13 protein-coding genes are annotated in these 14,135 nt (G+C 71.9%); 5 read left to right on the forward strand and 8 right to left on the reverse strand.

Features of this window, described 5'->3' with window-relative positions; all coding sequences use genetic code 11:
* Positions 1 to 1,759, reverse strand: a 1,759-nt coding sequence (gene eccCa / locus GEV28_RS38155) for a type VII secretion protein EccCa (protein ID WP_291418532.1), incomplete at its 3' end; no start/stop codon positions are given.
* A gap of 156 nt (positions 1,760 to 1,915) precedes the next feature.
* Here eccCa and eccD point away from each other — a divergent pair.
* Genes eccD through mycP (GEV28_RS38170) form a run of 3 tightly spaced genes read left to right on the forward strand, consistent with a single transcriptional unit; the run spans position 1,916 to position 6,269 of the window.
* Positions 1,916 to 3,316 carry a type VII secretion integral membrane protein EccD gene (gene eccD / locus GEV28_RS38160; RefSeq protein ID WP_291418534.1) on the forward strand — a complete coding sequence of 467 codons (1,401 nt, stop codon included), beginning with the start codon at positions 1,916 to 1,918 and terminating at the stop codon, positions 3,314 to 3,316.
* A 2-nt stretch (positions 3,317 to 3,318) separates the two neighbouring features.
* A complete protein-coding gene (mycP, locus tag GEV28_RS38165) occupies positions 3,319 to 4,794 on the forward strand; it encodes a type VII secretion-associated serine protease mycosin (RefSeq protein WP_291418536.1) in 1,476 nt (491 codons plus the stop codon).
* Positions 4,795 to 4,817: 23 nt separating this feature from the next.
* Positions 4,818 to 6,269, forward strand: coding sequence for a type VII secretion-associated serine protease mycosin (mycP, locus tag GEV28_RS38170; RefSeq protein ID WP_291418538.1), 1,452 nt, complete (start codon positions 4,818 to 4,820; stop codon positions 6,267 to 6,269).
* A gap of 36 nt (positions 6,270 to 6,305) precedes the next feature.
* On the opposite strand, the gene GEV28_RS38175 is transcribed toward mycP (GEV28_RS38170), so the two are convergent.
* From GEV28_RS38175 to GEV28_RS38205, 7 genes are all read right to left on the reverse strand, one after another.
* The gene (locus tag GEV28_RS38175) at positions 6,306 to 7,136 is read right to left on the reverse strand and encodes an ESX secretion-associated protein EspG (RefSeq protein WP_291418540.1); all 831 of its coding nucleotides are present in this window, start codon (positions 7,134 to 7,136) and stop codon (positions 6,306 to 6,308) included.
* A gap of 3 nt (positions 7,137 to 7,139) precedes the next feature.
* Positions 7,140 to 7,490, reverse strand: coding sequence for a hypothetical protein (locus GEV28_RS38180; protein ID WP_291418542.1), 351 nt, complete (start codon positions 7,488 to 7,490; stop codon positions 7,140 to 7,142).
* Positions 7,491 to 7,503: 13 nt separating this feature from the next.
* Positions 7,504 to 7,653, reverse strand: a complete 150-nt coding sequence (locus GEV28_RS38185) for a hypothetical protein (protein WP_291418544.1) — start codon at positions 7,651 to 7,653, stop codon at positions 7,504 to 7,506.
* Complete coding sequence (locus tag GEV28_RS38190) at positions 7,650 to 8,834, reverse strand: WXG100 family type VII secretion target (protein WP_291418546.1); 1,185 nt, start codon at positions 8,832 to 8,834, stop codon at positions 7,650 to 7,652. Before GEV28_RS38190 ends, GEV28_RS38185 begins: the two co-directional genes overlap by 4 nt.
* 111 nt (positions 8,835 to 8,945) lie before the next feature.
* Positions 8,946 to 9,749, reverse strand: a complete 804-nt coding sequence (locus GEV28_RS38195; protein ID WP_291418548.1) for an ESX secretion-associated protein EspG — start codon at positions 9,747 to 9,749, stop codon at positions 8,946 to 8,948.
* Positions 9,750 to 11,063: a hypothetical protein gene (locus GEV28_RS38200; protein ID WP_291418550.1), complete on the reverse strand. Its 1,314-nt coding sequence runs from the start codon at positions 11,061 to 11,063 to the stop codon at positions 9,750 to 9,752. It abuts the gene before it with no gap.
* 51 nt (positions 11,064 to 11,114) lie between these two features.
* Positions 11,115 to 12,269, reverse strand: coding sequence for a hypothetical protein (locus GEV28_RS38205; RefSeq protein WP_291418552.1), 1,155 nt, complete (start codon positions 12,267 to 12,269; stop codon positions 11,115 to 11,117).
* A gap of 112 nt (positions 12,270 to 12,381) precedes the next feature.
* Here GEV28_RS38205 and GEV28_RS38210 point away from each other — a divergent pair, with 112 nt between their 5' ends.
* Both GEV28_RS38210 and GEV28_RS38215 read left to right on the forward strand, forming a co-directional pair.
* Positions 12,382 to 13,065 carry a metallophosphoesterase gene (locus GEV28_RS38210; protein ID WP_291418554.1) on the forward strand — a complete coding sequence of 228 codons (684 nt, stop codon included), beginning with the start codon at positions 12,382 to 12,384 and terminating at the stop codon, positions 13,063 to 13,065.
* Complete coding sequence (locus GEV28_RS38215) at positions 13,055 to 13,900, forward strand: chromosome partitioning protein ParB (RefSeq protein ID WP_291418556.1); 846 nt, start codon at positions 13,055 to 13,057, stop codon at positions 13,898 to 13,900. The genes GEV28_RS38210 and GEV28_RS38215 overlap by 11 nt, the downstream gene beginning before the upstream one ends.
* The last annotated feature ends 235 nt before the right edge of the window (positions 13,901 to 14,135 follow it).

Below are 14,135 nucleotides of genomic sequence, written 5' to 3' on the forward strand. Positions count from 1 at the left end.
GCGGGTCGAGGTCGGCGCCGTTCTCCCGGGCCTTCTCGTACTCCCAGACGTTCTTGAAGTTGCCGCCGTTCTTGAGTGCCTCCTGCCGGCGGTTCATCTCACCGGCGAGCGCGTCCTTCATCCGGTCGACCAGGGTGAGCTGGTCCTGCAGGTTGGTGATCGTGGCGGCGACGTGCGGCGCCGAGTCGAGCCCCAGGAACGTCGCGCCGCCCTTGAAGTCGACGAGGACGAAGTTGAGGTTGGTCGACGAGTGGGTGGCCAGCATGCCGAGCACGAGCGTGCGCAGGAACTCGGACTTGCCGGAGCCGGTGGCGCCGATGCACAGGCCGTGCGGGCCCATGCCCTCCATCGCGGCTTCCTTGATGTCCAGCTCCACCGGCTGACCGAACTCGCCGACGCCGAACGGCACCCGGTAGCGGTCGCGGATGGGCCGCGGCCGCCACGCCTGCTGCACGTCGAAGGTCATCGGGTCGCCGGGGATGTTGAGCAGCTCCAGCAGCGTCGGGTTGGACAGCAGCGGCTCGTCGCTGCCCTCGTCGGCCGCCGCCGCGCCCAGCCGGTACGGCGAGAGCTTGCGGGCCAGCGCCTCGGCCTCGGCCGCGGTCATCGTGTCGGGCCTGGCGAACCACTCGACGCCGCTGGCACTGCGCGCGCCGAGCCGGTCCGGCTCGACCACGAGCCGCAGCCCGCGGCGGGCGGTGAGGTTGCCGAGGCTGTCGGACAGGTCCATCAGCGTGACGCCGACGAGCCCCTCCTCCAGGAGGATCTGCTCCTCGCGGGTGACCTCGCCATCGTCGATGACGATGAGCACCTGCGGCTGGTCGGGCTGCGGGGGCGCGTTGCGGGTGAACCGCTGGCGGTCGCGGAGCTCCTCGTCCAGCCACTCCTCGACCTGGGTGAGCGAGCCGGCCATCATCCGCAGCTGGCCGATGCCGTCGACCATGGTGGGGTGCTGGGCGTGCGGGAGCCACTTGACCCACTCCCACTCCTCCTTGGTGCGTCCGGAGGTGACGACCGCGATCAGCACGTCGTCGGGGGTGTGGAAGGTGACGAGCTGGCCGATGAGCGCCCTGGCGAGGCCGCGGGTGAGCTCCTTGTCGCCGGCCAGGCCCACCGCGGCGAACCCGCGGATGGCGATCTGGATGGGCAGCTCGGGGACGATCGAGTGGGCCCGGACGAACCGGCGCAGCGCCAGCGTGGCGATGGGCTCGAGCTCGTCGACCGGGCCTGTCTGCGGCGGCACCAGCCGGGTGGCCAGGCGCTGCGAGCCGCGGCCGGCGCGCAGGTGGCAGAAGTCGGGGTCGGACAGGCGGCGCTCCCACATCCGGCGGCTGGTGGCCATCGACCACAGCGCCTGCGGGTCGGGGTGCACCCACTCGAGTGCCGCCCGCTGGTCCAGTGACGCCTCACGGGCGCGGTCGCGCATCTGGCCGAGGTAGCGCAGGTAGTCCTTGCGGTCCTCGTTCATCTCGGCCTTCTTCGGGCCGCCGCCGCGCCCCTGGCCGAACATGCCGACCATCGAGAACATCATCATCATCGGGAACAGCAGGGTGATCGGGTTCCGCCCGGCGCCGCCGGCCGAGAACATCAGCGCCACCATGCCGAGCATGGCGACGATCATGATGACCGGCATCAGCTTCATCAGGATGTTGCCCGGGATGACGCGGGGCACCTCAGGTGGCGGCTCGAGGTGGACCTCGCCGCCGGGCTGCCGTGGCGCGGCAAGCCTGGGTGATCGCTTGAACTGAAGCGTACTCACCGGGAAACGCCCCCGTCGTTCTCGAAGCAGTCGGACTTCTTGCGGAACCGGCGTACACGCCGGAACCGGTACGGCCATACTAGGGGCCGCCACCGACAGCAAGGGTGGTTATCGGAAGTACGCGGACAGTGACGCGGGACAGTGAGGGGGCCGGCGGTGGCAACCGGGACGACGGTGTTCAGCCGGGTGACGGTGGTAGCACCGAGAACGCGGATCGATGTCGCGCTTCCGGCCGGGGTGGCCGTGGCCGACCTGCTGCCGATGCTGCTCGAGATGGCCAAGGAGGCCACTCCCGACGGCGGCGCGCGGCACGGCGGCTGGTGCCTGGCCAAGCTGGGCGACTCACCGCTGGACCCGAGCCGCACGCTCGCCTCGCTCGGCGTGGTGGACGGCGAGCTGCTGCAGCTGCGCCGCCGCGCGGAGAACCCCCCGCCGCCGCTCTACGACGACGTGGTCGACGCGATCGCCGAGTCCTCGCCGGACAGCTACCGGCCGTGGACCAAGCAGACCGCGCGCCGCATCGGCTACATCGCGGGCGCGTTGGCGCTGGTCGTCGGGGCCCTCACGGTCCTGATGACCGGCCCGCTGTTCGGCGGCTCGCACGTCGGCGCCGCGGTCACCGCCGGTGCCGCCGCGGTGATCTCGGTGGCGCTCGGCGCGGTGATCGCGCGCGGCTACCAGGAGGAGACCGCGGGCGTTCTGATCGCCGCGGCCGGCGGGCTCCCGATGGCGTTCGTGAGCGGGCTCTACATCGTGCCCGGCGCGACCGGCCGGGCGAGCCTGCTGCTCGCGAGCGCGCTGGTGCTGATCGTCGCGTCGGCGGCGATCATGCTGGTCGGCGCCGGGGTCACGACGTTCGTCGCGGCCGGCACCGCGGCCATGATCGGCGTGATCGCGTTCGCCATCGGCACGCTCATCGCGCACCCGGCGCCGGGCATCGCCGCCGGCACCGCCGCGGTGTCGCTGGCCGGGCTGTCGGTGCTGCCGCGGCTGACCATCCAGCTGGCCAGGCTGCCGCTGCCGAACGTGCCGGGCAGTGCCGAGGACCTCAAGGAGGACACCGGCTTCCCGGACTACCGCTCGATCGAGCGCCGGGCCGGCCTCGCGCACGAGTACATGACCGGCATGATCATCGGCTGTGGGGTGGCCGCCGCCGTCTCGGCGATCATCACCGCCGGCAAGGGCGACGTGTGGGCGATCGCGTTGGCCATCGCCGCCACGCTCGTGCTGCTCCTGCGGGCCCGCACCTACGCCAACGGCAGCCAGGCCATCGCGCTGCTCGCCACCGGCATGCTCTCGGCCGCCGGCATCATGATCGGCTGGCTCATCGGCGCGGACACGTTCGACCGGCTGCTGTGGGTGTTCGGCTCGCTGGTGCTCATCGCGGCGGCCGCGCTGGTGCTCGGCGTGATCTTCCCGGAGCAGCGGTTCTCCCCGCCGCTGCGCCGCACGGTGGAGATCATCGAGGCGATCTGCATCGCGGTGCTGCTGCCGCTCTCCCTCGCCGTGATGAACCTCTACGGCACCCTTCGGCACGTCAACATCCTGCCCAGCTGATCGTGCGAGCGAGCCTCACCCGCCGCCTCACCACGACCGCCGCCGCCGCGCTGCTGGCCGTGCTGGTGCCGGCCGCGCCGGTGGCCGGTGCCCAGCCGTCCGCCCAGCCACCCGCCCAGCCGTCCGGCGAGCCGCCCCAGGAGACCGGCAGCGGCCCGACGCCGCCCCCGCTCGGCTCGGACACCGCCAAGCCGGACGACAACGGCAAGCCGGACGTGCCCTACACGCCGATCGCCGACAAGTCCTGTGTCGCCTCGCTGCCCTCGAACGTGCAGCTGCGGACCATCCCGTGGGGCCAGAGCGTGCTGCGGTTCGAGGACCTGCGCAAGTTCGCCACCGGCAAGGGCCAGACGATCGCGGTGATCGACACCGGGGTGAACCGGCACGACTTCCTGGGCGGGCGGCTGTCCGGCGGCGGCGACTACGTGGTCGACGGCGGCGACGGCCTCGACGACTGCGACGGGCACGGCACGCAGGTGGCCGGGGTGATCGCCGCGAACCCCGGCGACAAGAAGATCGGGTTCCGTGGCATCGCCTATGACGCGAACATCGTCAGCATCCGCCAGTCCAGCAAGTTCTTCGAGTACAAGCCGCAGGACAAGCCGTCGACCGAGCACCGACCCGGCGCCGGGAGCCTCTCGACCCTCGCCAAGGCCGTGGTCAGGGCGGCGGACCGGGACGTCGACGTGATCAACATGTCGATCGACACCTGCCGTTCGGCGGACCGGCCGATCAGCGGGCCGGAGCGCGAGCTGCAACGCGCGCTGCGGTACGCGGTCGAGAAGCAGGACGTCGTGGTGGTCTCCTCGGCCGGCAACATCCCCGCCGACTTCTGCCCGGAACAGAACAACGCCGACCCGAAGCACCCGAAGTTCATCGTCAGCCCACCGTGGTTCTCCGAGTACGTGCTCTCGGTGGCCGCCGTGCAGCAGGACGGCCGCGCGGCGGAGTTCTCGATGAACGGCCCGTGGGTCAGCGTCGCGGCGCCGGGCACCCAGATCATCTCGCTGGACCCCGGTGACAAGGGCCGGCTGGTGAACGTGACCATGTCGGACAACGGCCAGCGCAGCGCCATCCAGGGCACGAGCTTCGCCGCGCCGTACGTGGCGGGACTCGCGGCGCTGGTCCGGGAGCGGTTCGAGAAGCTCGGCCGGCCGCTGCGGGCCGCCGAGGTGATGGAGCGCATCCGGGCCACGGCCACGCACCCGGCCGCGCCGGACGGGCACAACAGCCAGGTCGGCCACGGCATGGTCAACCCGATCGCCGCGCTGACCACCATGATCCCCGCCGAGGAGGGCATCGCGCCCGACGAGGCGATCGACATCCCGTTCGAGATGCCGCCCGCACACGAGCGCGACTGGACGCCGGTGCGGGTGGCCGTGCTCGGGTCGGGCGGAGGGCTCGGCCTACTATTGCTGACGTTGTTCATCGTGCACACCGTCCGCCGCCAGCGGCGGGACCGCGTTGGTTCCGCATGACGCCCGCGAAGGATCCGCCCGCCATGGCCGTTACCCGAACCAGACGGGTGTTCTCCGTTCTCGCCGCGACGCTGGTCTTCGCGACCATGCCCGCGGTGGCCGCCGCCCAGCCGGCCTCACCGTCCTCGCCGCCCGCGGCCGACGAGGGCTTCGCCAAGCCGCCGCCGCTGCCCGCCGACTTCCCGGTGCCGACCGACGACGGCAAGCCGGACAAGGCCTACACACAGAAGACGCAGTGTGTGGCCTCGCGCGGGCAGACGGTGGAGCTGCAGCACAAACCGTGGGGCCAGGACGTCCTGCGGTTCGAGGAGCTGTCCCGGTTCGCCACCGGGCGCGGGCAGAAGGTCGCGGTGATCGACACCGGGGTCTCGCCGCACGACTACCTGGCGGGCCGGCTGCAGGGTGGCGGGGACTACGTCGTGGAGGCCGACAACGGCCTGCGTGACTGCGACGGGCACGGCACCGAGGTCGCCGGCATCATCGCGGCGAACCCGAAACGCAAGGACATCGGCTTCCGCGGCATCGCGCCGGCCGCGACGATCCTGTCGATCCGGCAGTCCAGCGCCAACTACCACTTCGAGGACCAGCAGAACCAGGCGAACAGCGTCGAGGCGGCCGGAAACCTGGGCACCCTGGCCAAGGCCATCCGCCGCGCCGCGGACGCCGGGGCCACGGTCATCAACATGTCGGTGGACAGCTGCCGGCCGACCTCGAAGGGGCCGATCACCGAGGCGGAGAAGCAGGTACAGGCGGCGCTGCGGTACGCGGTCGAGGTGCGGAACGTGGTGGCGGTCGCGTCGGCCGGCAACCGGGGCGAGAACAACTGCTCGGAGCAGAACGGCCCCGACCCGAAGAACCCGACGTACGTCGTGACGCCGCCGTGGTTCTCCGACTACGTCATCTCGGTCGCCGCGATGGACCGCAACGGCGACCCGGCGGAGTTCTCGATCCAGGGCCCGTGGGTGAGCGTGGCCGCGCCGGGCACGGAGATCACCTCGCTGGACCCGGCCAGCCGGACCGGGCTGGCGAACCAGACGGTGAACAACCAGGGCCAGGCGTCGGCCATCCAGGGCACGTCGTTCGCGGCGCCGTACGTCTCCGGGCTGGCGGCGCTGGTCCGGGAGCGTTTCCCGGACCTCAGCGCGAAGGAGGTCATGAACCGGATCAAGGCGACCTCCTCGCACCCGGCGGCGGCCGGCGGGCACGACAGCCTGGTCGGCTACGGGATGATCAACCCGATCGGCGCACTGACCGCGATGATTCCCGCCGAGGAGGGGATCCCGGCGGACGAAGCCATCAAGATTCCCTTCGAGATGCCACCGCCGCACGAGCGGAACTGGTCACCGATGCAGGTGGCGATGATCGGCTCCGGCGGTGGGGTGGGTCTGCTGCTGCTGACCCTGTTCGTGGTCCACACGGTCCGCCGGAACCGTCGGTCCGAAGAGGACTCCCTGCGGGCCCGGCGCCGGCTCTGATCCTCGTCGCCGGCCCCGGTCGGCCCCGGGCTCCCGTCAGCGGCCGCCGCGGGTCTGGGCCGCCAGCCTGCGCAGCTCCGACCTGATCTCCTCGCGGGGCAGCGGGTTCACGCTCATCCACGTGTCGTCGCCGGCCAAGCGGTAGCGGCCGCGTTCCGTGTCCAGCCAGCGGAGCTCCTCGCCCACCCGTCGCCACTGGTCCTCGGTGTCGTCCCGGCGGGCGAGGCCTGCCTGGCCGTTCCCCAGAACCGGCCGCAGGTGGGACACCATTCGCCGGGAGACCCGGTCATCGATGCCGTGGGAGCGCAGGAGGTCATCGACCTCCGACGCCGTCATCGGGTCCGGGGTACCGGTCTCGGGGTCGTCCGGCATGCGCGCCATCATCGCGTCGAAGGCGTCCTCCAACGCACGCCTCGGCAGGCTGAACGGCGCGGTCAGCGACGCCTCCATCGCCGGGATCAGCCGCATCAGGTCGTCGACGGCCTCGTCCAGGGTGACGGCCTTCATCCGGATCACACCGTCCGGGTCGGACAGTTCCTGGGTCACCAGCAGCGACTCGTCCCGGTGCGTCATCAGCGCCACGGCCAGGCCGAGCTTCTCCGTCGCCAGCACCAGGTCCAGCACGCCGGTGCCCGACCGCAGCAGGAACACGAAGTCCTCGGCCACCCCGAGCGGGCCGTTCTCGTCGGCCAGGCCGCGGTCGGTCAGCTGCTCGCGGGCCGAGCCGAACCGTACCCGCCGCTCGATGTCGGTGACCCCGGACGCCGGCACCTCCAGCGGGAACGGGGCTTCGACCTCGGCGAAGGTGCACAGCAGGTCGACCTCGACCGGTAGCAGCCGCTCGCCGAGCTTGCCCCGCAGCTCCATTATCTAGATGAACTTGAACTTCGACGAGCTGTCCGCGTCGCGCTGCATGTACTCGACCGCGGTCTGCTGCGCGCTCAGCACGAACTCGTCCATGCGCTGCAACGCGGTCTCGAGCTGGCCGCGCAGGCCGCGGTCGCTACCCATCCGGTCGTTGAACTTCTCCGCCATCTCCTGGCCGACCGGGCTCGTGCCGAGCATCGGTGCGTAGTCCGGAGTGGACAGTTCCTGGACCTGGGTGGCGATGGCCGCGAGGTCACGGCGGACCTGGTCGACCGCCTTCGCGAACTCGCGCACCTGCTCCGGCTCGACCTGCCAGCCACCGGAAGGGGACCCGGCGGAGTCGTCGACGTACATCTGGCCTTCTCCTCTACAGCCCGATGACGGGCGGTGCCGCCTTCATGTCCGTCGAGAACGGGTCGTCCTCGAGCGGCACCCTCCTGCGGTGCTCGCCGTCCTCCTCCTCGGCACGCCGGCTGCCCGGCGCTCCGCCCATGCCGTAGCCGCCCCGGCCGCTCATGGCACCGGACTTGCTGAACCGGCCGCGCCCCCGGTAGTCCCGGTCGCCGCGACCACCGGCACCGCCCATCCCGCCGCCCGGGTAGCCGCTGCCGCGTGCTGCCGCACCGCTGCGGCCGTATCCGCTGCCGCCGCGGGTGGCACCCGCGCCGCGGCCCGCACCGTAGCCACCTGGCCCAGCGCGCCGCGACCGGTGCCGCCGCCCAGCATGCCGGGAACGCCGTTCCAGCTGCCGCCGGTGCCGAGCCCTTGGCCGGCCCCGGACGGAAACCCACCACTGCCGCTCGCGTTCGGGCCGAGGCCGGTGAGCGACTGCCAGCGCCCTTCCGGACTGCCGGCGAACGCCGGGTCGGTGCCCGACCAGTCGTCCCAGTGCACCGGGCCGGGCACCGGCTGGCCGGGCCGTGGGCCGCCGCTGACCGCGCCGGGCGGCGGCGTGCTGCCGCCGGGGGTGCCGATGCCAGGGTCGGGGTTGGCGCCAGGGCCGGTGCCAGGGTTCACGCCGTCGGACGGCAGGCCGAACTGGGGGGTGGACTGGTCGATGCCGAGCAGGGCGCCCTCGTAGCGCTGCATGGTCTGCACGGCCTTGCGCTTCATCTTCTTCTTCTTGCTGCCGAAGCCGAACACGCTCGCGAGGCCGCCGATGGCCGCACCGAACGCGGCGCCGATGGGCCCGCCGACCGCGAACCCGGCAGCCGCTCCGCCGCCCGCGGTGGCGAGCCAGTTGTTCTTGGGTACGCCCGGCATCGTGTCCTGCGCCGAGCGCAGCGCGCCGCTCGCGTCCTGGATGGGCGCGGACATCTGCTGTGCGGTGCCACCGAGCTCCTGGATCCAGGCGACGTTGTTGGTGACCTTCTGCAACGCCTCGTCCGCCGCGGCGCCCGACCAGAACTGCATCAACGTGGCCGTGGACCGGCGCAGGTCGTCCGCCGCGCGGGCGACCGACTGGCCGTGCCGGCTCCACTCGCCGGCCAGCGCGTCCAGCTGGCCGGGGTTGGCCCGCTCGGCGACCATCTTGACCAGTGGCTCGAGGCCGTAGCCGTTCCAGTTGACCCCGCCGTTGACGTAGAGGTCGTTCTCTTCTCTGCGGCGCCTGCGCTCGCGCTCGGCCTGCTGCGCGGCCTGCACGGCGCGGCTCTTGGCATCCATTGCCTGCTGGATGATCTGCTCGAAGACACCCATCGGCCCCTGCTCCCCACGATCATCGATTCCGATCGTCACGGTAGCGGATCGGACCGACGCTAGGGAGAGCCGTTGAGCTGAATTGTGCCGACTTCCCGCTGGCAACCGCCTTCAGTCCCGAAGGGAGCGGGCCATCCGGCGCACCGCGTTGGACAGATCGTTGGCGTGCATGGGGTTCACGCTCATCCACTCGCCCTCACCGGCCACCAGCTGGAACCGGCCACGCTCGGTGTCCAGCCAGCGCAGCTCGGTGGTGAACCGGCGCCACTCGTTGGCATAGCCGCCGCGGTTGGCGAGCCCGACCTGGCCGTTGCCCAGGACCGGCTGCAGGTAGCTGACCAGCCGGCGGGCCAGCCGGTCGTCGATGCCGTGGGTGGCGAGCAGGTCGTCCCACTCCTCCGGCGTCACGTCGCCGCGCCCCCGGCGTTCGAGCAGGTCGCGGTAGACCCGGTCGAGCGCGCCGGCGGGCAGGCTGAACGGCGAGGTCATCGCGGCCTCGTGCACCGGAACGAAGTTGAGCAGCTCGTCCACCGCGTCGTCGAGGCGGAGCTCGGCCATGCACAGCGCGCCGTCGCCGGTGAGCTGCTGGGTGGTGAGGACGGCGAAGTCGCCCTTGGCGAGCAGCACCGCGCCGAGCACGTCGGAGCCGACGGACAGCAGCATGTCGAGGCTGAGCGTGCAGTCCTGCAGCAGGTAGGCGAAGCCCTCGGCGACACCGAGCGGTCCGCGGTCGTCGGCGAGCCCTCGAGCGGCGAGCTGCTCACCCGCGGCGCGGAGCACGGCCCGCCGCTCGGCGACGCTGGTGCCCCGCTGAGGGATCCGCAGCGGGTACGGCGGCGCGGAGCTCGCGGCGGCACAGAGCAGGTCGACCTCCGCGACCCCCACGGAGACCGCGGACCTCGCGCTGATGATCATCTAGCGGTGTCGGTCGTCGCCATGGCCGACCGTCACCCGGTCACCCTCGCCCGCGCCACCGCTCGACCGGTCGCCGCCGGGCCGCTCGCCACTGCCGTTGTGGTCGCTGCCGTTGTGGTCGCTGCTGTTGTGGTCGCCGCCGTTGTCGCTCGGCCGGTCCGCGCCACTGTCCGAACCGCCGCCGGCCGGCCGGTCGGCATCGGAGCCCGGCCGATCCGCACCCGACCCGTTCTGATCCGAACCATCGCCATGGTCGGCGCCGGGGCCGTCGTGATCGGCGGCGGGCCGGTCGTCGGGGCCAGGTCCACTGTGGTCCGAGCCCGAGCCGCCTTGCGCCGAACCCGAGTCGTGGTCGGAGCCCGAGCCGCCATGGTCAGACCCATGGTCACCCTGGTCAGACCCATGGTCACCCTGGTCGGAATCGGGACCGCCGTGGTCGGAACTGGAGCCATCATGATCCGAGCCGGGTCCACCGTGGCCGGAGCCCTGGTCGCCGTCGGCAGGCCCGTCGCCAGGTCCGTCCTGGCCATCGTCCGAGCTTCCGGGTCCGCCGTCCTCGTGGCCCGAGCCGGCGTCGTCCCGGTCGGCGTCGGCCCCGCCGGCCTCGTCGTGGCCGCCGTCGTGGTCGCCGTCGTGGCCGCCGTAGTGGCCGTGGCCGTGCTCGGCCCCGGTGTCGTCGGTGTCCTCGTCGGACATGATGCCGTCGATGACGTCGGTGAGGATCCCGCCCACGTCCGGCAGAATGCCGTCGAAGGTCTGCTTCGCGTTCTCGTCCATGGCCTCGTAGGACTTCGCCGCGTTCTCCGCGCTGGCCACGAACTTCTGCATCCGCTTCATGGCCTCGTCGAGCATCGCGCGAAGGCCGTCGGTGGAGTTGAGCCGGTCGTCGAACTTCTTGGCCAGCTGCTGGCCAACCGGGCTCGTGCCGAGCTGCGGCGTGAGCTCGGCGCCCTGCATCCGCGACACCCTCGACTGCACCGTGTCCAAATAGGACCGTGCGCGAAGCACCGCGTCGCTGAACGCGCGCAGCTCGTAGGGATCGACCGCCCACCCGTCGGTCGGCCCCTCGTTGACCGGCGCGGCCGTCGGCGCGGCGGCCGGCGGCCCCGCCGCGGCACCGGGTTCCGGATTGGCCGGCGGCGGGGTCGGCAGGGGCTCCGGCATGGCCGGTGGTGGCGGCGGTGTGGTCACCGACTCCGGCATCGGCGGCGGCGGTTCCGGCGACTGCGCGGCGAGCAGGCCGTGGTCGGCGAGCGCGACCGGCTGCGTCGCATCCTCCGCCGCGAACAAACTCCTGGCTTGGTCTGCTTCCATGGCGCTGAGTCCCCTTGTGCGCTTACGGCTGCGTGGGTCGATCGACCGGCGTCAGAGGCCGATGACCGGCGGCGACGCCTTCTGACCGGTGTCGAACGGGTCGTCGGCGTCGAACGGGACACGTCTGCGATGTGCCTGCGCCGTCCCGGCGCCCATGCCCATGCCGGCGCCCATCGGCGCGGCCCCCATCGGACCGTGCATGCCGCTCGGGTTGTTCACCCCGCCGATCACGGCACCGGACGGCGCGGTGGGCAACCCCGGGGCGCCGCGGTTGGGCACGGCACCCACGCGCTCGGCGGCCTCGCCGCCCAGTGCGGACCGGCCGGCCAGCGGACCACCCATCAGCATCCCGCCACCGCCGCCACCGATACCGAGGCCGGTGAAGCCGCCGCCGGCCAACGAGCCCATACCGCTGCCACCGCCGAGGTCGCCGGAGGCGCGCTGCGCGTTGGTGGCGCCGTCGGGCACGCTCGTGAGGATCTGCCAGCGCACGTCGACGCCGGTGGCCGTGGAGACCTGGCTGATCCAGATGCCGCTGCCCGGGTCGAGGCCGAGGCCGTCGTCGCGCGGGACGAGCTTGTCGTTCTGGCCGAGGAACTGCGGGGTGGACCGGTCGATGCCGACCACGGCGGCTTCGAACCGCTGCATGGTCTCCACCGCGACGCGCTTGAGCTCGGCCTGCTCTGCCCGCGCCGCGAACGCGCTCTCCGAGCCGGCGGCCGTGGCGCCGACGGCGGCACCGAGCGGGCTGCCGGTGAGCGCGGCGACCTGCTCCGCGCCACGCGGCGCGGATCCGGGCTGCTCGACCGGGGGCACCGCGGGCAGCTCCGGCATGGCCTCCTGCGCGGCCTTGAGCGCACCGGCGGCCTCGTCGATCGGGTCGCCCATCTCGCGGGCGGTGGTGCCGAGGTCGGCCACCCACTGGGCGTTGAGCGCGACGGTGTGTCTGGCCTTCTCGGCGGACGCGCCGGACCAGTAGTTCATCAGGTCGTCGAGCGCTTCGGCCAGATAGTCGGCCGCGTCGACGACGCCGTCCCCGGTCGTGCGCCAGTCCAGCGCGAGCCGCTCGAGCTGCGGCACGCTGGCCTGGTTCGCGACCATGGCCACCAGCTCCTCGAGCGTGAAACCAGCCCAGTTCACGCCACCACTGACGTAGTAGTCACCGGTGTCGGCGCTCGCGGACCCACCGCTCGTTTGGTCCACCATTCGTGTCAGCGCTCCCTAGATCCCCGACATTCGTGTCTGACTGTAATGGGTCGGACGCGAAGACGGCACTAGCCTGAGTGGACGCCACCGTGTGCGCCGTACGCTCGGTGGTGTGCCGAGGGTGCTGGCCGTGTCCGACGAGATCGTCCAGCCGCTGTGGACGGAGTGGCTCCACGAGCGGGCGGGTGACGTCGACCTCGTGCTCGGCGCGGGCGATCTGCCGTTCGACTATCTGGAGTTCCTGTCCAACGAGCTGGACCGGCCGTGCGTGTTCGTGCCGGGCAACCACGACGTCGACCTGTCCGGCTATGCGCGTGGGCGCGGCATGTGGCTGCGGGACGGGTTCCCCGCGCGCTGGCCGGGGCCGGTGGGCTGGGTGAACGCGGACGGGCAGGTCGTGGACGCCGCCGGGCTACGGATCGCGGGCCTCGGCGGCTCGATCCGCTACAACGACGGTCCCAACCAGTGGACCGAGCGGCAGCAGGCGCGCCGGGCAGGCAAGGTCGCCCGGGTGGCGGCGCGGCGCGAGCGGCGGGACGGTCGGCGGGTGGACGTGCTGCTGACGCACTCTCCGCCGAAGGATCTCGGCGACCGGGAGGATCCGCCGCACCGCGGGTTCGCCTGCTTGCACACCGCGGTCGAGCGGATGCGACCCCGGCTGTTGCTGCACGGACACATTCACCCGCACGGGCAACCGGTGCCGGACCGCGAGCTCGGAAAAACCCGAGTCGTGAACACGGTGGGTTATCGCATCCTTGACCTACCCGAACACGTGGACGGCAACGATGAACCGTGATACCGGATTTCCGATCGCAGACGCGGAGAACGACTTCCTGCGGGCCCGCCGCCGCCAGGTGATGGCGCGGCTCGCGGCGTGGCTGCGCCGCTCGCCAGACGACGTCAACATCATGCTGCCGTTCGACGAGGTGGTGGCCGCGTTGGGCCGCACCGGCGAGCGGCGGCTCGGGCTGCAGGTGATCACGCTGGACTCGATCGTCGGCAGCGTGGACCGCAGCCGCGAGTTCGACCGCCGCTTCCGGCCGACGTCCGGCCAGGTGCGGGAGCGGTGGCAGCGGCTGGCGCTGGCCCAGCGGCGCGGCGAGTCGATTCCCCCGATCGAGGTGTACCGGATCGGGGACATGCATTTCGTGATGGACGGGCACCACCGGGTGTCCGTGGCGCACGCGTTGGGCCTCAAGACGATCGACGCGTATGTCACGGAGGTCACCACGCGGCTGTCGCCGGGGGGCGTTCGGTACCGCGGGGACCTGCTGGTGAAGGACTACCGGCGGATCTTCCTGGACCGGGTGCCGCTGGTCGGCGAGGCGCGCAGGGCGATCACCCTGGTCGACCCGTGGGACTACGCGGAGCTGGCCGAGGCCATCGAGGCGTGGGGCTTCCGGCTGATGCAGGGCGAGGGCCATCTCCTCGACCGCGCGGCGGTGGCCAGGCGCTGGCACGACGACGAGTTCGTGCCGGTGGTGCGGATGCTGCGGCAGGCGGGGCTGATCGAGACCCAGACCGAGGCCGAGGCGTACATGTGGGTGGCGTGCGAGCGCTACAAGCTGATGCGCACCCACCGCTGGGACGACGAGGTGATCTCGGCCGTGCGGGAGAACCGGCGCCGCTGAACGGCTGCGACGTCCCGCGCGCACGTGTGTGTGTGTGTGTAGAACTCAAGTCCCGAAAGCCCCCACCCTCTCCGGGGGCACCCCTCAACGCCAGTTTAGGGCTTGGAAATGAACAACACGCTCAACTGGGTGTGTCGGTCGGGCTGATGGTGTAGTTCCATTCGCCGTGCCACTCGTGTGGGGTCAGATACCGCGCGAGGAGTGTTCTCATCTCACGATCGGTGATCTTGATGCC

The sequence above is a fragment of the Actinophytocola sp. genome (genome assembly GCF_009379765.1).
GTDB lineage: Bacteria > Actinomycetota > Actinomycetes > Mycobacteriales > Pseudonocardiaceae > Actinophytocola.

Excerpts from the sequence above, each read along its gene's own strand:
- GEV28_RS38180 (WP_291418542.1), bottom strand. The coding sequence starts at position 7,490 with ATGTACGTCGACGACTCCGCCGGGTCCCCTTCCGGTGGCTGGCAGGTC.
- GEV28_RS38175 (WP_291418540.1), bottom strand. The coding sequence starts at position 7,136 with ATGGAGCTGCGGGGCAAGCTCGGCGAGCGGCTGCTACCGGTCGAGGTC.
- GEV28_RS38195 (WP_291418548.1), bottom strand. The coding sequence starts at position 9,749 with ATGATCATCAGCGCGAGGTCCGCGGTCTCCGTGGGGGTCGCGGAGGTC.
- GEV28_RS38215 (WP_291418556.1), top strand. The coding sequence starts at position 13,055 with ATGAACCGTGATACCGGATTTCCGATCGCAGACGCGGAGAACGACTTC.
- mycP (WP_291418538.1), top strand. The coding sequence starts at position 4,818 with ATGGCCGTTACCCGAACCAGACGGGTGTTCTCCGTTCTCGCCGCGACG.
- GEV28_RS38185 (WP_291418544.1), bottom strand. The coding sequence starts at position 7,653 with ATGAGCGGCCGGGGCGGCTACGGCATGGGCGGAGCGCCGGGCAGCCGG.
- GEV28_RS38200 (WP_291418550.1), bottom strand. The coding sequence starts at position 11,063 with ATGGAAGCAGACCAAGCCAGGAGTTTGTTCGCGGCGGAGGATGCGACG.
- GEV28_RS38205 (WP_291418552.1), bottom strand. The coding sequence starts at position 12,269 with ATGGTGGACCAAACGAGCGGTGGGTCCGCGAGCGCCGACACCGGTGAC.
- GEV28_RS38190 (WP_291418546.1), bottom strand. The coding sequence starts at position 8,834 with ATGGGTGTCTTCGAGCAGATCATCCAGCAGGCAATGGATGCCAAGAGC.